The sequence below is a fragment of the Streptomyces sp. NPDC003042 genome (genome assembly GCF_053591315.1).
The window spans coordinates 1-24,583 of record NZ_JBSFTP010000038.1; the positions used below are offsets into that span (position 1 = coordinate 1).

Genomic DNA, 24,583 nt, shown 5'->3' on the forward strand with positions numbered 1-24,583 from the left:
CCTCGATCGCTGGACGAAGGGCGGGGCGGGGCGGTACGTACGGGCCGTGAGGTCTAGCCGAGCGGGTGCATCCAGCCGTGGGTGTCGACGGCGCGGCCGGTCTGGAGGTCCAGGAGCGCCTTGCGGAGCTTCATGGTGACCTCGCCGGGCTCGCCGTTGCCCTGGGTCCAGTTGGCGCGCTCGGACTTGACCGAGCCGACCGGGGTGATGACGGCGGCGGTGCCGCAGGCGAAGACCTCGGTCAGGGTGCCGTTCTCGTTGTCCCGCTTCCAGTCCTCGGTGCTGATCCGGCCCTCCTCGGCGGTGTAGCCGAGGTCGCGGGCGATGGTGAGGAGGGAGTCGCGGGTGATGCCGGGGAGCAGCGAGCCGGTGAGCTCGGGGGTGACGATCCGGTCGCCATACACGAAGTACAGGTTCATCCCGCCCATCTCCTCGATCCAGCGGTGCTCCACCGCGTCGAGCCAGACGACCTGGTCGCAGCCGTGCGAGGCGGCCTGCGCCTGGGCGACGAGGGAGGCGGCGTAGTTGCCGCCGGTCTTGGCGGCGCCGGTGCCGCCCTTGACGGCGCGGACGTAGTCCTCGGAGAGCCAGACGGAGACCGGCTTGACGCCACCGGGGAAGTAGGCGCCCGCCGGGGAGGCGATGACGATGAAGAGGAACTCGTTGGCCGGGCGGACGCCCAGGCCGACCTCGGACGCGAACATGAACGGCCGCAAGTAGAGCGAGGCCTCGCCGGAGTCGGGGACCCAGCCGCGGTCCTGCTGGATGAGGGCGTCGCACGCGGCGATGAAGAGCTCGGACGGCAGCTCCGGCATGGCCATGCGGCGGGCGGAGGTCTGGAACCGCTCGGCGTTGGCCTCGGGGCGGAAGGTGGCCACGGTGCCGTCGGGCTGCTTGTACGCCTTGAGGCCCTCGAAGATCGTCTGCGCGTAGTGCAGGGTCATGTTGGCCGGGTCGATCGACAGTGGCGCGTACGGGACCAGCTCGGCGTCGTGCCAGCCGCGCCCCTCGGTCCACTTGATGGTCACCATGTGATCGGTGAAGTGGCGACCGAAACCGGGGCTTGCCAGGATCGCTTCGCGCTCCGCGTCGGACAGAGGGTTCGAGGAGGGCTTCAGCTCGATCGTGGGCGTCGTCATGAGTGCTTGTCCTTCACCGGTTGGGTAGGGCGGACCGCGCTCACGGCGTACTAGGACGTCCGAGCTTCCCCGTATTCCGCGGCCTCGCGTTCGATTATCGCGCGAGGGCAGGCTCCGGTGAAACACGGTGAGAGCGGCCCAGGGGAGATGGTGGCACCCGGGGCCGCACAGGAGAAGCCGCCGGGTCGCTGTCATGACCCGGCGCTTCCTGGAATGGAGCTGCCGGGTCAGCCGGCTACTCGCGTGGCGAGAGCGTCGCCGATCGCGTCGGTGGAGCGGAAAGTCCCGTCGCGCTCGGCCAGATCGGCGCAGACGGCGTCCTCGATGCGGACGGCCTGGGCCTCGTAGCCGAGGTGGCGCAGCAGGAGGGCGACGGAGAGGATCGTCGCGGTCGGGTCGGCCTTGCCGGTGCCGGCGATGTCCGGGGCGGAGCCGTGGACGGGCTCGAACATGGACGGGAAGGCGCCGGTCGGGTTGATGTTCCCGGAGGCGGCCAGGCCGATTCCGCCGGTCACGGCCGCGGCCAGGTCGGTGAGGATGTCACCGAAGAGGTTGTCCGTGACGATGACGTCGAAGCGCTCGGGCTGTGTGACGAAGAAGATCGTCGCCGCGTCGACGTGCAGGTAGTCGGTGGTGACCTCGGGGTACTCCTGGCCGACCTTGTCGAAGATGTTCTTCCACAGGTGGCCCGCGTACACGAGGACGTTGTTCTTGTGGACCAGCGTCAGCTTCTTGCGGGGGCGGGCGTTGGCCCGCTCGTACGCGTCGCGGACGACGCGCTCGACGCCGTACGCGGTGTTGACGCTGACCTCGGTGGCGACCTCGGCCGGGGTGCCGGTGCGCAGGCTGCCGCCGTTGCCCGTGTACGGGCCTTCGGTGCCCTCACGGACCACGACGAAGTCGATCTCCGGACGGCCGGCGAGCGGGCTGGCCGTGTTGGGGAAGAGCTTCGACGGGCGCAGGTTGATGAAGTGGTCGAAGGCGAAGCGGAGCTTCAGCAGCAGACCGCGTTCCAGCACGCCCGACGGGACCGAGGGATCGCCGATGGCGCCCAGGAGGATCGCGTCGTGGTGCTTGAGGGCCGCGAGCTCCGCGTCCGGGAGGGTTTCACCGGTGCGGTGCCAGCGCTGGGCGCCGAGGTCGTATTCCTTGGTCTCCAGCTTCACATCCTGGGGCAGGACCGCGGTAAGGACCTTGAGGCCCTGAGCCACGACTTCCTGGCCGATGCCATCACCGGGGATCACTGCGAGATTGATGCTGGTCGACATGGCGAAACCGTACTCCGTGTCCCAGCCCTCAGACATATGGCGTCCAGCATTCGGACCAATCACTTGGACCGGTGCGGACGCGACATGCCGGGGCCGCGTCAGTTCCGACTCGATGGCCGGTTGGGGCTCAGTGGCCGGTCGAACCGCCGTTGTCGCGGCGGTCCAGGGCGCGCTGGAGGGCTGCGGCGGCGTTCTTGCGGTCGGCGTCGGCCGGGGAGGAGTGGCGGACGCGGCGGGCTGCGGCGGTGGTGGGGGTCATGGTGATCGACTCCTTGAGATCACGGCGTGGCGGGGCCACGGATGAGGGGTTCCTTCAAGGCGCCGGAAGAGGCGGGGAGCGGTGCGCCGCAGGGGTTGCCTGCCAAAGGGCGCGCGCTCTCGACCGCCATTCGCCGGATCGGCGAGACGTTCGGCTCCTACAAAGCTAGGTCAGCCGCCGCTGTATGTCTCCGCAATTACTCGGACTTCCTAGTATCTGAGACGGGGAACCCTCGAAAGGGCCCCTGCGCCGCCTTCCGTTTCAGCCCTTGTCGGCTCGAAGTTCCCTGATCAGAGCCCTGACGGTGAGCGTCGCGGCCAGTTCCGGTGTGGTGACGTACCCCACTTTCCTCACCGGTCCCTCAGGCCCCAGACGGGTGATCTCCACCGCCTCACCGGCCTCGCGGAGCGACAGCTCGGGCATGATCGCCATCCCGAGCCCCCGGCCGACCATCGTCAGCACCATCGCGTCGTCCTCCGCCTTGACGGTGGCGCGCGGGATCCAGTCCTGGGCCGCCCACCAGGCGCGGGTGTACGAGCCGCAGTTCTCGTCCCAGTCCAGCAGGGGCAGCGACCTCGGGTCGCGGTGTCCGGCCGGGTGGACGAGGGAGTACGCCTCTTGCGCGAGGACTCCGCTCAGCAGCCCCGGCGGCAGGTCGGCGGAGCCGCCCAGCGTGGCGATGCCCAGGTCGGCCCGGCCCGCCGCGACCTCCCCGGCCGTTCCGGGGCCCAGTTCGCGCACGACCCTGACCTCGGGGCGGATGCCGGGATGCCGGGCCGTGAGCCGCTCCAGGGCGGGCGGCAGCAGGTGCAGGGCGGCGCTGCGGAAGGCGGCGACGCGCAGCGGTCCCCCGAGGGCGCCCCCGGCGGCGTCGGGTCCGGTGCCCGGCCGGCCCGCGCCGCGCGCCTCCGCGCCCAGCACCTCGTAGAGCCGCAGGATGCGCCGGCCCAGGGCGACGGCCCGCTCCCCCGCCGGGGTGGGCGAGGCCCCGCCGCGGCCCCGTTCGAAGAGCACCGCGCCGATCTTGGCCTCGCTGCCGCGCACCGAGTGGGAGACGGCGGACTGGCTGATCCCGAGAACGCCCGCCGCGGCCGAGAAGCCGCCGGTTTCGGCGACGGCGACCAGGATCCGCAGTTCTTGCGGGGCGAGTTCGGTCACGGGGCTCCCACCTCGGTCTATGAGCGGCATTCATGGATGTGCGGCTTCGATGAGCCCAACCCCCTGCCCGGCCCGCTGATTCCTTCCTACGGTCATCGCCATGACCCCGCACACCGCATACGCCGTCCACCAGACCGCCCGCCCCACCGGCTTCCCCACCGCCACCGACTTCGCCTGCGTCGCCTCCCCGGTCCCGGAGCCGGCGCCCGGCACCGCCCTCGTCGAGAACCTGCTGCTCTCGGTGGACCCGTACCACCGCGGAATGATGGACGGCGGCGACGACGGCTTCACCTTGAACACCCCCCTGGAAGGCCGCTCGGTGGGCCGGGTGATCGCCTCCCGCGACCCGGGGCTGCGGGAGGGCGACCTGGTCTTCCACCGCGAGGGCTGGCGTACGCACGCGCTCGTCACCCTCGGCGTGGACGGCGCCCGCACACTGCGCGGCCATGACGGGGTCCCGCTGGAGGCGTACCTCTCCATCCTGGGCGGGACCGGCCTGACCGCGTACGCCGCCCTGACCCGGACCGCCGCCCTGCGGGAACGCGAGGACCTGTTCGTCTCCGCCGCCGCCGGCGGCGTCGGCACGGCCACCGGCCACATCGCCCGGCTGCTCGGCGCCCGCCGGATCATCGGCAGCGCGGGCTCGGCGGCGAAGGTCCGCCACCTCACCGGGGCCCTCGGCTTCGACGCGGCCTTCGACTACCACGACGGTCCGGTCGGCGAGCAGCTCGCGCAGGCGGCGCCGGACGGCATCGACGTCTACGTCGACAACGTGGGCGGCGACCACCTGGAGGGCGCCATCGCCAACCTGCGCGACTTCGGGCGGGTCGCGTGGGTCGGCGGGATCTCGATGTACAACGGCGACCGCTCGCCCGCCGCGCCCCGCAACCTCTTCGAGGTCGTCCACAAGTCACTGCGCCTGGAAGGGGTATTGGTTCGCCACCACACCAATCTCCAGGACGAGCTGGAGGACTTCCTCGTCCCCCATCTGCGCAGCGGCCGGATCGGCACCGACACCACCGTTGCGCAGGGCTTCGACCACACCGTGGACGCCTTCCTGGGCATGCTCCGCGGGGACAATCTGGGCAAGATGCTCGTACGGATCGCCGACTGATTCCGGCCACCTGGATGTTCACCGATTTCCTACCGCACGGATGTAGACCTTTGCCGCGCCTCCCGTCACTCTTGCGGTCAATGTGCCGCCGGGGCACGTGAGTTGGAGGCGAGGGGCCAGTGACACCGATCAGCCGCAGAGGTTTCGTGGGTATCGGCGCCGGGCTCGTGGCGGGGGCGGCGCTGCCCACGGCGGCTTCCGCGTCGGCGGCCGCGGCAGCCGCGACCGGCACGATCACCGATGTGAAGCACGTGGTGATCCTGATGCAGGAGAACCGCGGCTTCGACCACTACTTCGGCAGGCTGAAGGGTGTCCGCGGCTTCGGCGACCGCGCCGCCGGCAACCTCCCGGGCGGCTGGGGCATGTTCAACCAGCCCAACTGGGGCGGGCGCCAGTACCCCTGGAAGCTGTCCGCCACCCCGCCGGCGGGCGGCGCGGACAGCGAGACCCTCGCCCAGTGCACCGGCGACCTCCCGCACAGCTGGACCTCGCAGCACACCGCCTGGAACAAGGGCCGGATGGACAACTGGGTCACCGGAGTCGGCAACACCCGCACCCTCGGCCACCTGGACCGCTCGGACATCCCCTTCCACTACGGGCTCGCCGACCACTACACGGTCTGCGACGCGTACTTCTGCTCCGCGCTCAGCGCGACCGGCCCCAACCGCACCTTCCTGTGGAGCGGCAGGATCGACGCCTCCAGCAAGGACGGCGGCGACGAGTCCGGGCTGACCTGGGAGACGTACGCGGAGGCCCTCCAGCGGGCAGGCGTGAGCTGGAAGGTGTACCAGAACGCCCAGGACAACTACGGCGACAACGGACTGGCGTACTTCAAGAAGTTCACGGACGCGGCCCCCGGCAACCCGCTGCACGACCGCGGCATGGCCTCGGTCCCCCGCAGGACCGGCTCCACCCCGGACGACATCGCGGCCGCCATCCACGCGGACGCGCTCGCGGGCACGCTCCCCCAGGTCTCCTGGGTCGTGGCCAACGAGGCCTTCTCCGAGCACCCGTACGCCCCGCCCGGCGACGGCGCGCACTTCGTGGACCTCGTATACCGGGCGCTGGCCGCGAACCCGGAGGTCTTCGACTCCACCGTCCTCTTCCTCAACTACGACGAGAACGACGGCTTCTTCGACCACGTGCCGCCGCCGGTGGCCCCGCCCGGCACCCCCGGCGAGTACCTGGACGGCGTCCCGATCGGGCTGGGCTTCCGCGTGCCGATGATCGTGATGTCCCCGTGGACGCGCGGCGGCTGGGTCAGCTCGGAGGTCTTCGACCACACGTCGGTGCTGCGCTTCATGGAGACCTGGACCGCCGCCCTCGGCACCCCGGCCGGCTGCCCGAACATCAGCGCGTGGCGCCGCAAGGTGACCGGTGACCTGACCGGCGTCTTCGACTTCACCCGGCCGCTCTACGGAGTCCCGGCGGGCCTTCCGTCCACCGCCAAGGTGATCGGCCAGTCCACCTGCGCCCCGCTGCCCAATCCGGTGCCCCAGGACAACGCCCTCCCGGCCCAGGAGGCGGGCACGCGCCCGGCACGGGCCCTTCCGTACCAGGTCAACGGCAACCTGGACCGCTTCGAGTTCGGCGCGGCCGGCAAGATCCTGGCCTGGTTCTCGATGACCAACCAGGGGCCCGAGGCGAAGCGGGCGGCGCACTTCTCGATCCACCCGCACCAGTACCGGGACACGGCGGCCTGGCAGTACACGGTGGACGCCGGCGCCACGTCGAGCGACTACTTCAACATCGGCACCGGCAGCGGCGCGGGCAAGTACGACATCTCGATGCACGGCCCGAACCGCTTCCTGCGCCGCTTCATCGGCGACGCCTCGAAGGCGGGCAAGGCGATCGAGGCGGCGGCCCGCTTCGCCGTCGAGCCCGGCACGGGCAGGACGGCGATCTACTTCAAGCTGACCAACACCTCCGCCGCCCCGGTCACCTTCACGATCCGCGCGAACGCCTACCGTACGGACGGCCCGTGGACGTACACCGTCCCGGCCGGATCCTCGCGCGAGGACTTCTTCAACGCGGTGGCGTACAGCGACGGCTGGTACGACTTCACGATCCTGGCCGACTCCGACGGCACCTGGTCACGCCGCTACACGGGCCACATCGAGTCGGGCGCGCCGAGCGTCTCGGGCTGACCCGCTCTACGCTGACCCGCTCTACAGAATGTCTCCGTTGCGCCAGTCGAAGTCGAGTCGCCCGGCGGGATCCGGAAGCATCCCGCCGGGCGGCGCCCACACGTAGGTGGACCCCTCCTCCTCGGGGAGGGGGACGGGCCCGCCGGGCGAGAGCACCCCGATCCGCCCGCCCCATACCTGCCACCCCCGGCTGTCGTACAGCGTCGCCCCGTCCCGCGACGCGGATAGCGCCCCGAGCACGTACGCCCGCCCGATCACGCCCTCCAGCCCGTCCATGACCCGCCCGCCGAGCCCGCGCCGCCGACGGTCGGCCCGTACCCCGACGGCTTCCACGTACCCGGTCCGCAGAGCGCGACCCAGGTGCACCACCCGCCGCTGGACGACACTCCCGTGCGCGACCAGCTCCGCACCCTCCCGTACGAGCACGTGCATCCCGCCGAGGGCGTGCTCGAAGTCCTCGTCCCCGAAGTCCCCGCCGAAGGCGGCATCGAGGAACCCCCGCACCTCCCGCAGTTCCTCACCGGTCAGCTGCGAGGTGTGCCGTACGACGGTCGCGTCCCACATGTCCATCCGGGGACGGTAACAGCGCCCCACCGTTCAGGCACTGGTGGCGAAAAGGCCGGAAACAGGCTGGGGTGCGCGAGCCGGCTCCAGCGCCGCGCCTCCCGGGCGGGCTGGTTCCCGGCGCCGTCGGGACGGGCTGGGCGACCGACGTGGTCCGGCCCGGCCCCGGGGTCGGCGCGCAGGTCGCCGAGGGTCCGTACGCCGTGCGCGGCCGGGTGGTCCAGCGGTGGGCGGCGGGCCGTCCGAAGGCTCCGGCGCGCCGGCCCCGGTCCCAGCGGCCCGCCCAGCTCAGGCAGGGTGCGGCGGGCGGTGCCGGCGACGAATCGGCCGGTGATCGCCACGGTCATAGCCCCCCTGTCAGGACACAACGGACAGCAGGTCGCGGCACGACGCTAGCCAGCCCGCTTCCGCCCTCGGCAAACTCGGTTCATGCCTCCTCAGACCCAGCAGTGGACGCCCACCCACGGCCAGCCCTACCGGCCCGTCGCCTACACGCCCGCACGGATGCCGAGCCAGGAGTCGCTCGCGCGCGCGGCGGAGTTGAGGGCCCGGATGGACGAGCGCAGGACGGTGCGCCACTTCTCCCCCGACCCCGTGCCCGAACAGGCCGTACGCGATGCCGTCGCCTGCGCGGCCACCGCCCCCTCGGGCGCGCACCAGCAGCCGTGGACCTTCGTACTCGTCAAGGACCCGGACATCCGGCAGCAGATCCGCGCCGCGGCCGAGCAGGAGGAGCAGATCTCCTACGACGGCCGGCTCGGCGACGAGTGGCTCGCCGCCCTGCGCCCCATCGGCACGGACGCCGTGAAGACCCATCTCACCGACGCCCCGGCGCTGATCGTGGTCTTCCAGCAGCGCTACTGGCTCGGCCCCGACGGCACGAAGCGCAAGCACTACTACGTCGACGAGTCGGTCGGCATCGCGGTCGGCATGCTGCTGTCCGCCCTCCACCTCAGCGGTCTCGCCGCGCTCGTCCACACCCCGAGCCCGATGCGCTTCCTGAGCCACGTCCTGAACCGCCCCGAGAACGAGAAGGCCTTCGCGGTCATCCCGGTCGGCTACCCGGCGGACGACTGCGAGGTCCCGGACCTCCTGCGCAAGTCCCTGGACCAGGTCCTTTTCGAGGTCTAGTGCTGTGGCCCTTTCCGGTCACAGCACTAGCCGTGGTCCAGCCGGGTCTGGCCGGCCGGGCCCCGGACATGGAACCGCCCCCGCTCCGGGCTTGGGGGTACCGGAGCGGGGGCGGGCTACAGGGGACGGTCAGCCCATGTGGGGGTAGCCGTACTCGGTCGGCGGGACCAGGGTCTCCTTGATGGAGCGGGTCGAGGTCCAGCGCTGCAGGTTCGACGCCGCGCCCGCCTTGTCGTTCGTACCCGAGGCGCGGCCGCCGCCGAAGGGCTGCTGGCCGACGACGGCGCCGGTCGACTTGTCGTTGATGTAGAAGTTGCCCGCCGCGAAGCGGAGCTTCTCCATCGTCTCGGCGGCCGCGTAGCGGTCCTGGGCGATGACGGCGCCGGTCAGGGCGTACGCCGAGACGTTCTCCATCTGGGTCAGCATGGTGTCGTAATCGGCGTCGTCGTAGACGTGCACCGCGAGGATCGGGCCGAAGTACTCGGTCGTGAAGACCTCGTTCGCCGGGTCGGAGCACGCGATGACGGTCGGGCGGACGAAGTAGCCCTCCGAGTCGTCGTACGTGCCGCCCGCGATGATCTCGCAGGTCGGGTCGGCCTTCGCGCGGTCGATCGCGGCCTTGTTCTTCGCGAAGGAGCGCTCGTCGATGACCGCGCCGATGAAGTTCGACAGGTCGCGGACGTCGCCCATGGCGAGGCCCTCGACCTCGGCCGCGAACTGCTCCTTGAAGCCGTCGTTCCAGATGGAGGCCGGGACGTAGGCGCGCGAGGACGCCGAGCACTTCTGGCCCTGGTACTCGAAGGAACCGCGCGTCAGGGCGGTCTTCAGGATCGCGGGGTCCGCGGAGGGGTGTGCGACGACGAAGTCCTTGCCGCCGGTCTCGCCGACCAGGCGCGGGTAGGACTTGTACTTCTCGATGTTGTTGCCGACCGTCTTCCACAGGTACTGGAAGGTCTTGGTCGAGCCGGTGAAGTGGATGCCGGCCAGCTCGGGGTGGTTCAGGGCCACCTCGGAGACGGCGATGCCGTCGCCCGTCACCAGGTTGATGACGCCCTTGGGCAGGCCGGCCGCCTCCAGGAGCTCCATCAGCAGGACGGCGGAGTGCGTCTGCGTCGGGGACGGCTTCCACACGACCACGTTGCCCATGAGGGCGGGGGCGGTCGGCAGGTTGCCGGCGATGGCCGTGAAGTTGAACGGCGTGATCGCGTAGACGAACCCTTCGAGCGGGCGGTGGTCGCTGCGGTTCCACACGCCGGCGGAGTTCGCCTGGGGCTGCTCGGCCAGGACCTGCCGGGCGAAGTGGACGTTGAAGCGCCAGAAGTCGACGAGCTCGCACGGGCAGTCGATCTCGGCCTGCTGCGCGGTCTTGGACTGGCCCAGCATGGTGGACGCGGCCAGCTTCTCGCGCCACGGGCCCGCCAGCAGCTCGGCGGCGCGCAGGATGATCGCGGCGCGGTCGTCGAAGGACATCGCGCGCCAGGCCGGGGCGGCGGCCAGGGCGGCGTCGACGGCGTCCTGCGCGTCGGCCCCGGTGGCGTTGGCGTAGGTGCCGATGACCGACTTGTGGTCGTGCGGCTGGATGACGTCGAAGCGCTCGCCCCCGCCCATCCGCTTGACGCCGTTGATCGTCATCGGGAGGTCGATCGGGTTCTCGGACAGCTGCTTGAGCTGGATCTCGAGGCGTGCGCGCTCCGCGCTGCCGGGGGCGTACGAGTGGACCGGCTCGTTGACCGGCGCGGGGACCTGGGTCACAGCATCCATGGTTCGGGTAACTCCTTGACCTAGTTCTTGGTGATCATCGAGCGGAGGAAGAACAGCAGGTTGGCCGGCTTCTCGGCGAGGCGGCGCATGAAGTAGCCGTACCAGTCGGTCCCGTACGCGGTGTAGACGCGCATCCGGTGGCCCTCGGCGGCGAGCCGCAGGTGCTCCTCGCTGCGGATGCCGTACAGCATCTGGAACTCGTACTCGTCCAGTTTGCGCCCGGCCTGCCGGGCGAGCTCCTGTGCGATGGCGATCAGGCGCGGGTCGTGGGACCCGATCATCGGGTAGCCGTCGCCCTCCATGAGGATCTTCATGATCCGGACGTACGCCTTGTCGATCTCGGCCTTGTCCTGGTACGCGACCTCGGCGGGCTCCTTGTAGGCGCCCTTGACGATCCGGACGCGGCTGCCGGAGGCGGCCAGGCGGCGGGCGTCGGCCTCGGTGCGGAAGAGGTAGGCCTGGATCACGCAGCCGGTCTGCGGGAAGTCCCGGCGCAGCTCCTCGTGGATGGCGAACATCGAGTCGAGGGTGGTGTGGTCCTCGGCGTCCAGGGTCACCGTGGTGCCGATGGCCGCGGCGGCCTCGACGACGGGGCGGACGTTGGCGAGCGCCAGCTCATGCCCGCCCGGGAATGTGGCGGCGAGCCCGGAGGGCTCTCCGTTGAGGGTGGTGGCGGGCGACGGGAGGGACTGGCCGAACATCGACAGCTTGACCGACATCTCGACCGTCTCGCCCAGACCCAGCTCGGCGAGGCGCCCGACGAGCTCCAGGTACGCGTCGCGGGCGGCGTGGGACTGCTCGACGGTGGTGATGTCCTCGCCCACGACGTCGAGGGTGATCTCCAGGCCCTTGCGCGTGAGGTCCTCGACGATGGGGATGACCTGGTCGACCGTCTCACCCGGGATGAACCGGTTGACCACCGGCTTGGTCACCGGGGCGGCAGAGACGATGCGGCGCATCTTGTCGCTGCGCGAGGCGGCGAGGATCACGGGACCCAGCACGGGGCACCTCCAACGGGTGGCAGAAGCGGACATACGGTCCGCCGCGGGGTGGGCTGCGGACGCATGGGAAAACGCAAGTAAAACCACCGTGAAACCTAAGGATCTCCACGATCCTCTGCCATCGACAGCTGTCACGCATCCGTGGTCCGGATCTCATACATTTGTCTGAAGAGCGGGTGCGGAGATGGGAGAATGCCGCTGTGAAGGGCGATTACCAGGACCTGGTGGACGAGATCTCGGCGCTCCTCGGCGCCCCGGCGACGCTGGAGAACCGGGACTTCCGCCTCATCGCCTTCGGCGCGCACGACAGCGACGACGATCAGGCCATGGACCCGGTACGGACCCGCTCGATCCTGACCCGGCAGTCGACGGCGGCCGTCCGGTCCTGGTTCGAGGGCTTCGGCATCACCCGCGCCACGGGCCCGGTGCGGATCCCTGCGGCGCCGGAGGCGGGAGTCTTCCGGGGGCGGATCTGTCTGCCCGTGCGCCACCGCGGCTTCGTGCACGGCTACGTGTGGCTCCTCGACCAGGACCCCGGCCCCGGGCCGCAGGCGCTGGCCGCGGCCATGGACGTGGCCGAGCGGATCGGGGTGCTGCTGGCCGAGGAGGCCAAGGCGGGCGCCGACCTGTCGCGGGAGTTCCTGGCGGTGCTCACGGCCGGGCGGGGCTGGCAGCAGGACATGGCGGTGGCGGCGCTACGGGTCGCCCTGGGCCCCGCCGGGGAAGGGCTGCTCGCGGTGGTGTGCGTGGCGCCCTGGGCCGGGGAGACGCCGACGTCGGTACCGGGCGCGGCGGCCCTGTGCGTCACCCCCGCGGAGCCGGGCGGCGCCGCGGGGCAGCTCGCCGTTCTGCTCCGGCCGCGCTCGACGGACGCGCTGGCTCCGGCCCTGACCGCGGTGGGGCGGCTGCTCCCGGGCGAGGCGGGAGCGGCGGGCGGGGTCTCCGACCCCGTCCGGGCCCTCGCCGAGCTGCCCGCCGCCTGGGCGCAGGCCACCGCCGCGGCCCGGGCGGCCGCCGCGCAGCCCCGGCTGGGACCGGTGGCCCAGTGGTCGGCGATCGGCCCGTACCGGATGCTCGCCGCGCTGGCCGCCGACCCGGTGGACGACCCGGCGACCCGGGTTCTGCTCACTCCGGTCCACCGGGAACTGGCGCGTACCGCCGAGGTGTTCCTCGACTGCGCCGGCCAGGCGGGCCGCGCGGCGGCGGCGTTGGGCATCCACCGCCAGACCTTGTACTACCGCCTCGCCCGGGTGGAGCAGCTGACCGGCCTCGACCTGGACGAGGGCGAGGACCGCCTGCTGCTCCACATGTCCCTCAAGTCGTCCCACTTGCACGGCTGACGGCTGACGGCTGACGGCTGGCGACTGGCGGCACGTCAGCGGCCGTACTCCAGCGGGGCGCCCGTCGCGGCGTCGAGGAGGAGCCGGTCGCCCAGCGGCCGGACCAGCGTGACGGGAACGCTCTTCATGCGCATCATCGCGTCGCAGCCGGCGCCGGCGTCCAGGCCGGTGCGGACCAGGACGCGCCCGGCCAGGACGACCGTGTGCTCGCCCTCCAGGACGTCGACGGCGGCTCCGGCGTCGCAGCCGCCGTGGCCCGCGCTCACCGTGAAGGAGGTCGCGTCCGCAGGCGGAGGCGCGTCGCCGAACAGCGGCGCCGTGCCCTCGCCGAACAGGACGAAGTTCCCCTCCAGGTAGGCGGCTTTGTCCTCGTCGGAGCGGAAACCGCCCGGCGGCCGCCAGCCCTGGGAGTCCAGGGGGTGGAAGCCGGCCCGCCACTGCCGGACGGCGGCCGAGCCCTCCCAGGCGGCGGCCACCTTCTCGCTGCGCGGGCGGGTGTCCGCCGGGCTGCCCTGCGTGACCCACCCGCTGCCGCATCCGCCCACCAGGACGGCCGTCAGGACGGCCGCCGTCATTGCGGCCCCGGCTCTCGCGTGCGCTCTCGCTCTCGTTCCCGCCACCACGACTCCCTCGGATCGGTCCGATGCGGGGGTGGGACGTACGAGGCCCGGCGGTCGTTCCGCTCCGCCTACTCCGGCTGTGCGGAGGCCTCCTGGGAACGCGTCAGGCCCTCGGCGGCCCGGCGCATGCCCTCGGCGAACTCCTGCGCGGTGGCGGCGGTCGCGGGGTCGAAGAGCCACTGGATCATCAGGCCGTTGAGCAGTGCCTGGTAGAAGGCGCCCAGCGTGCGCTCGTCCCGTTCGGTGAGCTCTTCCTCGGGCTGCCCGGTAAACATCGCGACCAGGCCGCGGCGACCCTCCGCCTGCGAGGCCTCGAGCAGTTTCCGCAGCTCCGGCAGCCGCTCCCCGCTCAGTGCGACCTCCATGCTGGCCGCCCAGATGGGAGCCGCCGCCGCCTGCTGCGTCAGCACGCCGTCCCAAACGGCTCGGAACCGTTCCAACGAGCCGCCCTCGCCCGTCACTCCGGCCTCGAAGCCGTCGCTCCACTCATGCAGGAGGGCGACGAACGCCTGGGTGAGCAACGCGTCCTTCGAGCCGTAGTGGTAGCCGATGGAAGCCAGGTTGGTGCCCGAGGCACTGACGATGTCGCGCGCGGTGGTGCGCACGAAACCCTTCTCGACCAGGCACTTCTTGGCGCCTTCGAGTAGATCTTCGCGATGTCCCATGCCGACACGGTAGCAAGACAAGCGTTCAAGACGGAAGTTCCACACATCCGTTCCATACGTTCGTCATAGACACCCGTTTAATACATCTGTACCTTGCTCCTCATGACAAACCCCGCCGCCCCATCACGGCTCGCCGGCCGCCGCGAATGGACCGCCTTCGCCGTCCTCCTGCTACCCCTCCTCCTGGTCTCGATGGACGTCTCCGTCCTCTACTTCGCCATCCCGGCCATCACCCGGGAACTCGACCCGAGCGCCACCCAGCAGCTCTGGATCTTCGACAGCTACGCCTTCGCCCTCGCCGGCCTGCTGATCACGATGGGCTCCCTCGGCGACCGGATCGGCCGCCGCAAGCTGCTCCTGCTCGGCGCGACCGCCTTCGGCCTCGCCTCGGTCGCCGCCGCCTACGCCACCAGCGCCGACATGCTGATCGCGGCGCGCGTCCTGCTCGGCATCGGCGGCGCGACCCTGATGCCCTCCACCCTGGCGCTCGTACGCAACCTCTTCCAGGACGCCAGGCAGCGCGGCCAGGCCATCGCCATCTGGTCCGGGGCCATGACCGGCGGCATCGCCCTCGGCTCGGTGATGAGCGGGGTGATGCTGAACCACTTCTGGTGGGGCTCGGTCTTCCTGATCAACGTGCCCGCGATGCTGCTCCTGCTGGTCCTGGTCCCGGTGCTGGTCCCGGAGTTCAAGGACCCGGCCCCCGGCCGCTTCGACCTGCTGAGCGTGCCGCTGTCGACGGCGGCCGTACTGCCGGTCGTCTACGGGCTCAAGGAGATCGCCGCCGAGGGCTTCACCCTCCTCTACGTGGGCTGCGTCGCCATCGGCCTGGCCTTCGGCTACGCCTTCCTGCGGCGCCAGCACACCGCCCCGGACGCGATGGTCAGCCGGGCTCTGTTCCAGGGCCGCGGTTTCGGGGCGGGCGTCGGCCTCAACACGATCGCCGCCTTCGCCATGATGGGTTCGGCGTACTTCACCACCCAGTACCTCCAGTCCGTGCTCGGCATGGGGACCCTGGAGGCGGCCCTGTGGAGCCTCGCCCCCTCGGTCTTCATCGCCGCCGCCGCTCCGGTCGCCGCCGCCCTGGCCCAGAAGACCGAACGGGCCTACGTCGTCGCCGGCGGCTTCGCCCTCGCCGCCGCCGGGTTCGCCCTCATCGCCCTCGTCGGCACCGACTCCCTGTGGCTCCTGCTGACCGGCGCCGGGGTCCTGGCCAGCGGCATCGTCACCGTGATGTCGCTGGTCTCCGACATGGCGCTCGCCTCCGCCCCCGCCGAGAAGGCCGGTTCCGCCGCCTCCCTGCTGGAGACCGGAGCGGAGTTCGGCGGCGCGCTCGGCATGGCCCTGCTGGGCAGCCTCGGTACCGCGGTCTACCGCGCCGACCTGGCGGATTCCGAGCCCGCGGTACGGGAGACCCTGGGCGGCGCCGTCGCCACCGCCGGGCGGATCGGGGGCGAGGCGGGCGAAGAGCTGCTGACCCTGGCCCGCGAGGCCTTCGTCCACGGGATGCAGTACGCGGCCTGGGGCGGCGCGGCGCTGCTGCTCGTGGCGGCGGTGGGCGCGGCGGCGCTGCTCCGGGGCGTCGAAGCCCCCGCCCCGGCCGACGCTCCGGCGGGGGCGGCGCGCTGAACCCCGTAGCGCGGGGGGTACGCGAAAGGGCCCGGGGTTCGCACCCCGGGCCCTTCACGCGTTCGGTACTGATCAGACCCGGCCAGAGCAAGGCCAGACCAGGTCGGACCAAGTCAGACCAGGTTGACCGTACGGGCCGAGACCGCGCCGATCTCGGCCGAGATGGCCGCGAGGACCTCGACCGGAACCTCGGCGTCGACGGTGAGCACGACGAGCGCCTCGCCGCCCTCCTCGGCGCGGGCGACCTGCATGCCCGCGATGTTCAGGCCGGCCTCGCCGAGCAGCTGCCCGACCTTGCCGACCACGCCCGGGCGGTCGGTGTAGCGGAGCACGATCATGTGGTCGGCCAGGGCCAGGTCCACGTCGTACTCGCCGACGCCCACGATCTTCTGGAGGTGCTTCGGGCCCGCCAGGGTGCCGGAGACCGACACCTCCTGGCCGTCCGACAGGGTGCCGCGGACGGTCACCACGTTGCGGTGGTCCGGGGACTCCGAGCTGGTGGTCAGGCGGACCTCGACCCCGCGCTCCTGGGCGAACAGCGGAGCGTTGACGTAGGAGACCGTCTCGTCGACGACGTCCTCGAAGACACCCTTGAGCGCGGAGAGTTCGAGCACCTTGACGTCGTGCTGGGTGATCTCGCCGCAGACCTCGACATCGAGGCGGACCGCGACCTCGCCCGCGAGGGCGGTGAAGATGCGGCCGAGCTTCTCGGCGAGCGGCAGGCCGGGACGGACGTCCTCGGCGATGACGCCGCCCTGGACGTTGACCGCGTCCGGCACGAGCTCACCTGCGAGCGCGAGGCGCACCGACTTGGCGACCGAGACACCGGCCTTCTCCTGGGCCTCGTCCGTGGACGCGCCGAGGTGCGGGGTGCAGACCACCTGGTCGAGCTCGAAGAGCGGGGAGTCCGTGCAGGGCTCCTTCGCGTACACGTCGAGACCGGCGCCGGCGACGCGGCCCTCCTTGATGGCCGAGTACAGCGCGGCCTCGTCCACGATCCCGCCGCGCGCGGCGTTGACGATGCGGACGGACGGCTTCACCTTGTGCAGGGCCTCGTCCCCGATGAGACCGAGGGTCTCGGGGGTCTTGGGCAGGTGCACGGTGATGAAGTCGGCGACCTCCAGGAGCTCGTCCAGCGTCAGCATCTTGACGCCCATCTGGGCGGCGCGAGCGGGCTGCACGTAGGGGTCGTACGCGACGACCCTCATGCCGAAGGCCGACATGCGCTGCGCGACCAGGACACCGATGCGGCCGAGGCCGACGACGCCGAGGGTCTTCTCGCTGAGCTCGACACCCGTGTACTTGTTCCGCTTCCACTCACCGTTCTTCAGGGCGGTGTTGGCCTGCGGGATGTTGCGGGCGGTGGCGACGAGCAGGCCACAGGCCAGCTCGGCGGCCGTCACGATGTTGGACGTCGGGGCGTTGACGACCATCACGCCGGCCTTGGTGGCGGCGGAGACGTCGACGTTGTCGAGGCCGACACCGGCGCGAGCGACGACCTTCAGCTTCTTGGCGGCGGCGATCGCCTCGGCGTCCACCTTGGTGGCGGAGCGGACGAGAATCGCGTCGACGTCGACGATCGCGGGCAGCAGCGCCGCGCGGTCGGCGCCGTTGACGTGCCGGATCTCGAAGTCCGGGCCGAGCGCGTCGACCGTGGCGGGCGACAGCTCTTCGGCGATGAGTACGACAGGTTTCGAGCTCACGTGGGTCCTCACAAGTCCAGTGCGGACGGCCGTCCCGATGGCCGCAGGCGGTGGAGGGGGGTAGCCGCGTGGAAGACGCACGACACTGTGGGCCTGACGCGTTGTGTTGTGCAGTGTAGTAGCGGATCCGGAGCGGATCTCCGCCTGTACGGCAGGATCACCCGTCCGTGATTGGCCGGGGTGGACAATCCGCGCCACAGGAGGTCTACATTCCGGTGCTTCCGGCACTACCGGCACTACCGGCGCTTCCTGGCGCTCCCCGGCGCTCCATGGTGCTGCCGAGAGATGTGCGGCGGGGCCGGGACACACCGCCCCGGCCCCGCCGCGTACGAGATCAGCTCTCGTCGTTGTCGACCCAGCTCATCAGCTTGCGCAGCTTCTTGCCCGTGGTCTCGAGCAGGTGGGCCTCGTCGGCCTTCTTGTACTCGTTGTACTTCGGCAGACCGGCCTTGTACTCGGCCATCCAGGTGTTGGCGAACTCGCCGCTCTGGATCTCCGCGAGGACCTTCTTCATCTCGGCCTTGGTGGCGTCGGTGATGATGCGGGGGCCGGTGATGTAGTCGCCCCACTCGGCGGTCTCGGAGACCGACCAGCGCATCTTCTCCAGGCCACCCTCGTACATGAGGTCCACGATGAGCTTCAGCTCGTGCAGGCACTCGAAGTACGCGATCTCCGGCTGGTAGCCGGCCTCGGTCAGGGTCTCGAAACCGGCCTTGACCAGAGCGGAGGCGCCACCGCAGAGGACGGCCTGCTCACCGAACAGGTCGGTCTCCGTCTCCTCGGTGAAGGTGGTCTTGATGACGCCGGCGCGGGTGCCGCCGATGCCGGCCGCGTACGAGAGCGCGAGCTGGAAGGCGCTGCCGGTGAAGTCCTGCTCCACGGCGGCGATGCAGGGCACGCCGCGGCCTTCCTCGTACTGGCGGCGGACGAGGTGGCCCGGGCCCTTCGGGGCGACCAGGGCGACGTCGACGTTGGCCGGGGGCTTGATGAAGCCGTAGCGGACGTTGAAGCCGTGGCCGAAGAAGAGCGCGTCGCCCTCCTCGAGGTGGTCCTTGATGGACTCCTCGTAGATCTCGGCCTGGAGCGGGTCCGGGGTCAGGATCATGATGACGTTGGCCCACGCGGCGGCCTCCGACACGGAGACGACCTTCAGGCCCTGCTCCTCGGCCTTGGCCTTGGACTTCGAGCCCTCCTTGAGGCCGACGACGACGTCGACGCCGGAGTCACGGAGCGACAGCGCGTGGGCGTGGCCCTGGCTGCCGTATCCGATGACGGCGACCTTGCGGCCCTGGATGATGGACAGGTCGGCGTCGTTCTCGTAGAACAGCTCGGCCACTGGGATATCTCCTTGGTGCGCTGGTGTTGCACCCACCGTACGGCGGGGAACGGAATCTGAGTTTCTCGGTCTCGCCATGCGAACGGCGAGCGGTGCGGGGCGTGTCAGCCGTGTCGGGGTGTCAGGGCTGTCAGGCGCTGCGGTCGAGCGAGCGCAGGCTGCGGTCCGTGATGGACCGGCCGCCACGCCCTATGGCGATCGTCCCGGACTGCACGAGTTCCTTGATGCCGAAGGGCTCCAGCATCTTGAGCATCGCGCCGAGCTTGTCGGTACCGCCGGTGGCCTCGATGGTGACGGCCTCCGGGGAGACGTCGACCGTCTTGGCGCGGAACAGCTGGACGATCTCGACGATCTGCGAGCGGGTCTCGTTGTCGGCCCGGACCTTCACCAGAACGAGTTCGCGCTCGATGGCGTTGTGCGCCTCCAGCTCGACGATCTTGAGCACGTTGACCAGCTTGTTCAGCTGCTTGGTCACCTGCTCCAGGGGGAGGTCTTCGACATTCACGACGATGGTGATGCGCGAGATGTCGGGGTGCTCCGTGACACCGACCGCGAGGGAGTCGATGTTGAACCCGCGGCGGGAGAACAGCGCGGCGATCCGGGCGAGGATGCCGGGCGTGTTCTCGACCAGGACGGAGAGCGTGTGCTTGGACATGTGAGTCGTTCTCTCTCTCGGGCTCTCTCGTACTCAGTCGTCTTCGTTGTCGCCGAAGTCGGGGCGGACGCCCCGGGCTGCCATGACCTCGTCGTTCGAGGTGCCGGCGGCGACCATCGGCCACACCATGGCGTCCTCGTGGACGATGAAGTCGATCACGACGGTACGGTCGTTGATCGCGTTGGCCTCGGCGATGACCCGGTCCAGGTCGGCCGGGTCCTCGCAGCGCAGCGCCACGCAGCCCATGGCCTCGGACAGCTTGACGAAGTCCGGGACGCGGGTGCCCTTGCGGGGGGCGACGGACTCGCCGAGCTGGGAGCCGACGGTGTCGTGGCCGGTCTCGTCCGCGTGCAGCACGGTGTTGGAGTACCGCTGGTTGTAGAACAGGGTCTGCCACTGGCGGACCATGCCCAGCGCGCCGTTGTTGATGATCGCGACCTTGATCGGGATGTTGTTCAGCGCGCAGGTGACCAGTTCCTGATTGGTCATCTGGAAGCAGCCGTCACCGTCGATCGCCCAGACCGTACGCTCCGGCATGCCGACCTTGGCGCCCATCGCGGCCGGGACCGCGTAGCCCATGGTTCCGGCGCCGCCGGAGTTCAGCCAGGTGCGCGGCTCCTCGTACTTGACGAAGTGCGAGGCCCACATCTGGTGCTGGCCGACGCCGGCCGCGAAGACGGTGTGCTTCGGCGCGAGCGCGCCGATCCGCTCGATGACCTGCTGCGGCGAGAGACTGCCGTCCTCGGGCAGGTCGTAGCCCAGCGGGTAGGTGTCGCGCCAGCGGTTGAGGTCCTTCCACCAGGCGGTGTAGTCCCCGGCGTTGCCGTCGGTGTGCTCGGCCTGGACCGCCTGGATCAGGTCGGCGATGACCTCGCGGGCGTCGCCGACGATCGGGACGTCGACGGCGCGGTTCTTGCCGATCTCCGCCGGGTCGATGTCCGCGTGGATGATCTTGGCGAAGGGGGCGAAGCTGTCCAGCTTGCCGGTCACGCGGTCGTCGAAGCGGGTGCCGAGCGCGATCAGCAGGTCCGACTTCTGCAGCGCGGTGACGGCCGTGACCGCTCCGTGCATGCCGGGCATGCCGACGTGCAGCGGGTGGCTGTCGGGGAAGGAGCCCAGCGCCATCAGGGTAGTGGTGACCGGGACGCCGGTCAGCTCGGCGAGGACCTTCAGCTCGGCGGTCGCGCCGGACTTCATGACGCCGCCGCCGACGTACAGGACCGGGCGCTTGGCCTGGCAGATGAGCTTGGCGGCCTCGCGGATCTGCTTGGCGTGCGGCTTGGTGACCGGCCGGTAGCCGGGGAGGTCCATCGCGGGCGGCCAGGAGAACGTGGTCTTCGCCTGGAGGGCGTCCTTCGCGATGTCGACGAGGACCGGACCCGGGCGTCCGGTGGAGGCGATGTGGAACGCCTCGGCGATGGTCCGCGGGATGTCCTCGGCCTTGGTGACCAGGAAGTTGTGCTTGGTGATCGGCATCGTGATGCCGACGATGTCCGCCTCCTGGAAGGCGTCGGTGCCGATCGCCTTGGAGGAGACCTGGCCGGTGATCGCGACGAGCGGGACGGAGTCCATGTGCGCGTCGGCGATCGGGGTGACCAGGTTGGTGGCGCCCGGACCGGAGGTGGCCATGCAGACACCGACCTTCCCGGTGGCCTGCGCGTAGCCGGTGGCGGCGTGGCCGGCCCCCTGCTCGTGGCGGACCAGGATGTGACGGACCTTCTTGCTGTCCATCATCGGGTCGTACGCGGGGAGGATGGCGCCGCCCGGGATGCCGAAGACGGTGTCGCACCCCACCTCTTCGAGAGAGCGGATGAGGGACTGCGCACCCGTGACGTGCTCAATTGCGGCGGACTGGTGTCCGCCGGAACGGGGCCGCGGCTGCGGATGGTGGGCCCCGGTGGCCTGCTCGGTCATCGGCATTCTCTTCTCGAAGCTGAGGGTTTTACGAGGAGCGGGGATCCCCCGGAGCGGGTCCGGGGGCGTGTGCCAGTGCAACAAAAAACCCCTCGTGCCAGGTGGCAAGCGAGGGGAGCGCGTCGGAAGTGTTGAGCGGGGACATGCTGGTCCCAGCTTCAGCCGACGCGCTTTCCAAGTACGAGAATTCGGGTGCGCATGGCATTGACCCTCCCTCCGGCGGGAGGTCGATGTCAAGTGGGTGGGACGGGCGTCTCATTATGTGAGCCTCTACGGATGACCATGGATCCCCCGGACGCACCTCCGGCCAAGGCGGGCTGGGCCGTACCGCCCGGTACTGGGAACGTACCTCGCACGAGAGCTCGCCGCAGCCTGTATTCGTCGAGTGGCCCGGAGAAGGCCGCCCCCTGGCCGTGGGTGCACCCCATCGCACGCAGCGCCATGACCTGCTCGGGGAGATCCACCCCGTCCGCCACGGACTGCATGCCGAGGTCGTTTGCGATCCGCAAGAGGCCGGCGGTGATCTTGTGCAGCCGGGCGGACTCGACCACGCCCTCGACCAGGCCCCGGTCCAGCTTGAGCACGTCCACGGGCAGGCGGCGCAGCGCGCTGATGGCCGCGTAGCCGCTGCCGAAGCCGTCGAGGGCGATGCGTACGCCGAGCCGGTGCAGGGCCGCCAGCCGGCGCTCCAGCTCGTCGAAGGGCACTCTGGGGTCGGAGGCGGCGAGTTCCAGGACCAGCGCCCCGGACGGCAGCCCGTGCCGGGTCAGCAGGGACTCCACCGAGCCGCCCGGCATGGACCGGTCCAGGAGCCGCTGGGCGGTCATCCGGACGGCCACCGGTACGTCGTGCCCGGCCCGGTGTCGCTCAGCGGCCTGCTCCACGGCCTCCTCCAGCAGCCAGCGACCCAGCTCGGCGGTGCGGGCGGCGTCCTGCCCGGGAGCCCCGCCCTCGCCGTGTTCGGCCACTCGGAGGAACTCGGCCGGGGTGAAGAGGATTCCCTGGGCGGAGCGCCAGCGGGCGTGGGCGGCCACGGAGGCGACCTCGCCGGTGGCCAGCGAGACCACGGGCTGGTGCAGCAGGGCGAACTCGCCCTCGTGGAGCGCGGTGCGCAGCCGCCCGGCCAGTTCGGCCTTCCGTACGACTTCGGCCTGCAGCTGGGGCGCGTACAGCTCGACGCGGTCCTTGCCGGCCGCCTTGGCGCGGTACATCGCGAGATCCGCGTTGCGCATCAGGTCCGAAGGGGTGATGCCGGGGTCGGCGAAGGCCACGCCGATGCTGGCGGCGACCCGGACCTCGCTCCCGGCGATCCGGTAGGGCTGGGAGAGTGTGGTGCGCAGCCGGTCGGCGATCTCGTGCACCTGGTACTCGCGGGCGCTGCGGTCGCGGCTGCCGTCGCCCAGGATCAGGGCGGCGAACTCGTCGCCGCCGAGCCGGGCGGCGGTGTCCCCGGCCCGGACGGCGTCCTGGAGTCGGCGGGCGGCCTCGATGAGGAGCTCGTCGCCGGCCTGGTGGCCGATGGTGTCGTTGACCGCCTTGAAGCCGTCGAGGTCGATGAAGAGCACGGCGGTGCTGTGGTCCCCGGCCCGGCGGCCGGTCAGGGCCTGGCGGACCCGGCGGGTGAACAGGGCGCGGTTGGGCAGGTCGGTCAGCGGGTCGTGTTCGGCGCTGTGCTGGAGCTGGGCCTGAAGGCGGACCCGCTCGGTGACGTCCCGGCTGTTGAGGATGAGCCCGCCCTGGTGGCGGTTGACCGTGGACTCCACGTTGAGCCACTCGCCGCTGCCCGACTTGAACCGGCACTCGATGCGGGTGGTGGGCTCCTCGGCGGGCGGCGCGGCGAGGAAGCGGCGTACCTCGTGGACGACCCTGCCGAGATCGTCGGGGTGGATCAGGGTGGCGAGCTCGCTGCCGACCAGCTCCTCCGCCTCGCGGCCGTAGACCCCGGCGGCGGCGGGACTGACGTAGCGCAGGGTCCCGGTGGGCGCGGCGATCATGATGACGTCGCTGGAGCCCTGGACCAGGGAGCGGAAGTGGTTCTCCTTCTGGGCCAGTTCCTGGGTCAGGGCGATGTTGTCGAGGAGCATGATGCCCTGCCGGACGACCAGGGCCAGCACGACGGTGCAGCCGGTGATCACGACCACCTTGTCGACATTTTCGCTTTCGATCACGTTGTACAGGATGCCGAGGGTGCAGACGGCCGCGGCGAGGTACGGGGTGAGCGCGGGCAGCGACCGGGCGATCGGCCGGTTGACGGGCCGCACGCCGCGCACCGGCTCCGGGTAGGGGCCGGTCCGGCGGGCACCCCAGGGCGCGTAGGCGAGCAGCAGGGATCCCGCGAACCAGCCGGCGTCGAGGAGCTGGCCGGAGCGGTAGCTCTCCTTCAGCAGCGGCGACGTGAAGATGGCGTCGCAGAGCACGGTGAGCGCGAGTGCCGCGACGGCCGTGTTGACGGCGGACCGGTTGGTCGCGGATCGCCTGAAGTGCAGCACCAGCACCATGGAGACCAGGGCGATGTCCAACAGCGGGTAGGCCAGTTCGAGCGCCGCTCCCGCGACACTGGTTTCGCTGTGGGACCTGGCGGCCTGGGCGAGGGCGAGGCTCCACGAGAGCGTCAGCAGCGATCCCGCGATCAGCCAGGAGTCGAGGGTGAGGCAGACCCAGCCCGCGCGGGTGATGGGCCGCTTGGCGAGGACGAGGAGCCCCACGATCGCCGGAGGGGCGAAGCAGAGGAAGAAGAACTGCGCCGGGGAGGGGCTGGGCATCGGGTCGTCCACGACGACCTCGTACCAGCCCCAGACCGCGTTGCCGCAGGCGGACATCAGGGACGAGAGAGCAAAGAGCACCCAGGCGAGCCGGTCACGGTTCGCATGGGTGCGCGCGTACTGGTAACAGGATCCGGCGGCGAGGAGTGCCGCGGCGCTGAGGCCGAAGTCACCCATGATGTCCGCGAGTCGGCCGCTTCCCCACCCCAACGCGGCACCGACGGCGTATCCGCACCACACCACCGCCAGGACCACCTGGACGGCCACGCCCCGACCACCGCCAGAGGCGGGGGGCCGAGTCAGGAGCGCCGCCCCCGGGGCGCTCACCGGTCCCCCTCGCTGGCTTGTTTCGGCGCAGCCCAGTCTCGGCATCGTCGCCTCCGGCGGCTCCGCCGCATCGGATCCTTCGTCCATTGG

General features: G+C 70.8%; 19 protein-coding genes. 5 read left to right on the top strand and 14 right to left on the bottom strand.

The window, feature by feature from the left end; genetic code table 11:
- Positions 1-53: 53 nt before the first annotated feature.
- The 4 genes from ACWDYJ_RS19635 to ACWDYJ_RS19650 all read right to left on the bottom strand — a co-directional run bounded on the left by ACWDYJ_RS19635 (position 54) and on the right by ACWDYJ_RS19650 (position 3,824).
- Positions 54-1,139, bottom strand: a complete 1,086-nt coding sequence (locus tag ACWDYJ_RS19635) for a branched-chain amino acid aminotransferase (RefSeq protein ID WP_451566826.1) — start codon at positions 1,137-1,139, stop codon at positions 54-56.
- Between the two features lie 227 nt (positions 1,140-1,366).
- Positions 1,367-2,407, bottom strand: a complete 1,041-nt coding sequence (locus ACWDYJ_RS19640) for a 3-isopropylmalate dehydrogenase (protein ID WP_451566827.1) — start codon at positions 2,405-2,407, stop codon at positions 1,367-1,369.
- Positions 2,408-2,534: 127 nt separating this feature from the next.
- On the bottom strand, positions 2,535-2,666 hold the full coding sequence (locus ACWDYJ_RS19645; RefSeq protein WP_281206921.1) for a hypothetical protein: 132 nt from the start codon (positions 2,664-2,666) through the stop codon (positions 2,535-2,537).
- A 261-nt stretch (positions 2,667-2,927) separates the two neighbouring features.
- A complete protein-coding gene (locus tag ACWDYJ_RS19650; RefSeq protein WP_451566828.1) occupies positions 2,928-3,824 on the bottom strand; it encodes a LysR family transcriptional regulator in 897 nt (298 codons plus the stop codon).
- Between the two features lie 100 nt (positions 3,825-3,924).
- Here ACWDYJ_RS19650 and ACWDYJ_RS19655 point away from each other — a divergent pair, with 100 nt between their 5' ends.
- Both ACWDYJ_RS19655 and ACWDYJ_RS19660 read left to right on the top strand, forming a co-directional pair.
- Positions 3,925-4,938, top strand: coding sequence for an NADP-dependent oxidoreductase (locus ACWDYJ_RS19655; protein ID WP_451566829.1), 1,014 nt, complete (start codon positions 3,925-3,927; stop codon positions 4,936-4,938).
- Between the two features lie 119 nt (positions 4,939-5,057).
- Complete coding sequence (locus tag ACWDYJ_RS19660; protein ID WP_451566830.1) at positions 5,058-7,085, top strand: phosphocholine-specific phospholipase C; 2,028 nt, start codon at positions 5,058-5,060, stop codon at positions 7,083-7,085.
- 21 nt (positions 7,086-7,106) lie between these two features.
- On the opposite strand, the gene ACWDYJ_RS19665 is transcribed toward ACWDYJ_RS19660, so the two are convergent.
- Complete coding sequence (locus ACWDYJ_RS19665; RefSeq protein WP_451566831.1) at positions 7,107-7,655, bottom strand: GNAT family N-acetyltransferase; 549 nt, start codon at positions 7,653-7,655, stop codon at positions 7,107-7,109.
- A gap of 423 nt (positions 7,656-8,078) precedes the next feature.
- On the opposite strand from ACWDYJ_RS19665, the gene ACWDYJ_RS19670 reads away from it, so the two are divergent.
- A complete protein-coding gene (locus tag ACWDYJ_RS19670; protein ID WP_451566832.1) occupies positions 8,079-8,780 on the top strand; it encodes a nitroreductase family protein in 702 nt (233 codons plus the stop codon).
- Between the two features lie 129 nt (positions 8,781-8,909).
- On the opposite strand, the gene pruA is transcribed toward ACWDYJ_RS19670, so the two are convergent.
- Positions 8,910-10,541, bottom strand: a complete 1,632-nt coding sequence (gene pruA, locus ACWDYJ_RS19675; protein ID WP_451566833.1) for an L-glutamate gamma-semialdehyde dehydrogenase — start codon at positions 10,539-10,541, stop codon at positions 8,910-8,912.
- Between the two features lie 20 nt (positions 10,542-10,561).
- A complete protein-coding gene (locus tag ACWDYJ_RS19680; protein ID WP_451566834.1) occupies positions 10,562-11,542 on the bottom strand; it encodes a proline dehydrogenase family protein in 981 nt (326 codons plus the stop codon).
- A 200-nt stretch (positions 11,543-11,742) separates the two neighbouring features.
- Between ACWDYJ_RS19680 and ACWDYJ_RS19685 the strand changes: the two genes are divergently transcribed.
- Positions 11,743-12,882: a PucR family transcriptional regulator gene (locus tag ACWDYJ_RS19685; RefSeq protein WP_451566835.1), complete on the top strand. Its 1,140-nt coding sequence runs from the start codon at positions 11,743-11,745 to the stop codon at positions 12,880-12,882.
- A gap of 35 nt (positions 12,883-12,917) precedes the next feature.
- On the opposite strand, the gene ACWDYJ_RS19690 is transcribed toward ACWDYJ_RS19685, so the two are convergent.
- On the bottom strand, positions 12,918-13,457 hold the full coding sequence (locus ACWDYJ_RS19690) for a hypothetical protein (RefSeq protein WP_451566836.1): 540 nt from the start codon (positions 13,455-13,457) through the stop codon (positions 12,918-12,920).
- 113 nt (positions 13,458-13,570) lie between these two features.
- Entirely contained in the window at positions 13,571-14,167 is a 597-nt protein-coding gene (locus ACWDYJ_RS19695; RefSeq protein ID WP_451566837.1) for a TetR/AcrR family transcriptional regulator, read from the bottom strand.
- A gap of 102 nt (positions 14,168-14,269) precedes the next feature.
- On the opposite strand from ACWDYJ_RS19695, the gene ACWDYJ_RS19700 reads away from it, so the two are divergent.
- Positions 14,270-15,796, top strand: a complete 1,527-nt coding sequence (locus ACWDYJ_RS19700) for an MFS transporter (RefSeq protein ID WP_451566838.1) — start codon at positions 14,270-14,272, stop codon at positions 15,794-15,796.
- A 113-nt stretch (positions 15,797-15,909) separates the two neighbouring features.
- Here ACWDYJ_RS19700 and serA read toward each other — a convergent pair whose 3' ends face one another.
- The 5 genes from serA to ACWDYJ_RS19725 form a co-directional block, all read right to left on the bottom strand.
- Entirely contained in the window at positions 15,910-17,499 is a 1,590-nt protein-coding gene (gene serA, locus ACWDYJ_RS19705; protein ID WP_451566839.1) for a phosphoglycerate dehydrogenase, read from the bottom strand.
- 334 nt (positions 17,500-17,833) lie between these two features.
- A complete protein-coding gene (ilvC, locus tag ACWDYJ_RS19710) occupies positions 17,834-18,835 on the bottom strand; it encodes a ketol-acid reductoisomerase (RefSeq protein WP_451566840.1) in 1,002 nt (333 codons plus the stop codon).
- A 130-nt stretch (positions 18,836-18,965) separates the two neighbouring features.
- Positions 18,966-19,490: an acetolactate synthase small subunit gene (gene ilvN / locus ACWDYJ_RS19715; RefSeq protein WP_451566841.1), complete on the bottom strand. Its 525-nt coding sequence runs from the start codon at positions 19,488-19,490 to the stop codon at positions 18,966-18,968.
- A gap of 33 nt (positions 19,491-19,523) precedes the next feature.
- Positions 19,524-21,410, bottom strand: coding sequence for an acetolactate synthase large subunit (locus ACWDYJ_RS19720; protein ID WP_451566842.1), 1,887 nt, complete (start codon positions 21,408-21,410; stop codon positions 19,524-19,526).
- 227 nt (positions 21,411-21,637) lie between these two features.
- On the bottom strand, positions 21,638-24,493 hold the full coding sequence (locus tag ACWDYJ_RS19725) for a putative bifunctional diguanylate cyclase/phosphodiesterase (protein WP_451566843.1): 2,856 nt from the start codon (positions 24,491-24,493) through the stop codon (positions 21,638-21,640).
- Between the last annotated feature and the right edge of the window lie 90 nt (positions 24,494-24,583).

What these genes read in the sequence shown, in the direction of transcription:
- ACWDYJ_RS19635 (WP_451566826.1), bottom strand. Translation starts at nt 1,139, where the DNA reads ATGACGACGCCCACGATCGAGCTGAAGCCCTCCTCGAACCCTCTGTCC.
- ACWDYJ_RS19640 (WP_451566827.1), bottom strand. Translation starts at nt 2,407, where the DNA reads ATGTCGACCAGCATCAATCTCGCAGTGATCCCCGGTGATGGCATCGGC.
- ACWDYJ_RS19645 (WP_281206921.1), bottom strand. Translation starts at nt 2,666, where the DNA reads ATGACCCCCACCACCGCCGCAGCCCGCCGCGTCCGCCACTCCTCCCCG.
- ACWDYJ_RS19655 (WP_451566829.1), top strand. Translation starts at nt 3,925, where the DNA reads ATGACCCCGCACACCGCATACGCCGTCCACCAGACCGCCCGCCCCACC.
- ACWDYJ_RS19665 (WP_451566831.1), bottom strand. Translation starts at nt 7,655, where the DNA reads ATGGACATGTGGGACGCGACCGTCGTACGGCACACCTCGCAGCTGACC.
- ACWDYJ_RS19670 (WP_451566832.1), top strand. Translation starts at nt 8,079, where the DNA reads ATGCCTCCTCAGACCCAGCAGTGGACGCCCACCCACGGCCAGCCCTAC.
- pruA (WP_451566833.1), bottom strand. Translation starts at nt 10,541, where the DNA reads ATGGATGCTGTGACCCAGGTCCCCGCGCCGGTCAACGAGCCGGTCCAC.
- ACWDYJ_RS19690 (WP_451566836.1), bottom strand. Translation starts at nt 13,457, where the DNA reads ATGACGGCGGCCGTCCTGACGGCCGTCCTGGTGGGCGGATGCGGCAGC.
- ACWDYJ_RS19695 (WP_451566837.1), bottom strand. Translation starts at nt 14,167, where the DNA reads ATGGGACATCGCGAAGATCTACTCGAAGGCGCCAAGAAGTGCCTGGTC.
- ACWDYJ_RS19700 (WP_451566838.1), top strand. Translation starts at nt 14,270, where the DNA reads ATGACAAACCCCGCCGCCCCATCACGGCTCGCCGGCCGCCGCGAATGG.
- ilvN (WP_451566841.1), bottom strand. Translation starts at nt 19,490, where the DNA reads ATGTCCAAGCACACGCTCTCCGTCCTGGTCGAGAACACGCCCGGCATC.
- ACWDYJ_RS19720 (WP_451566842.1), bottom strand. Translation starts at nt 21,410, where the DNA reads ATGCCGATGACCGAGCAGGCCACCGGGGCCCACCATCCGCAGCCGCGG.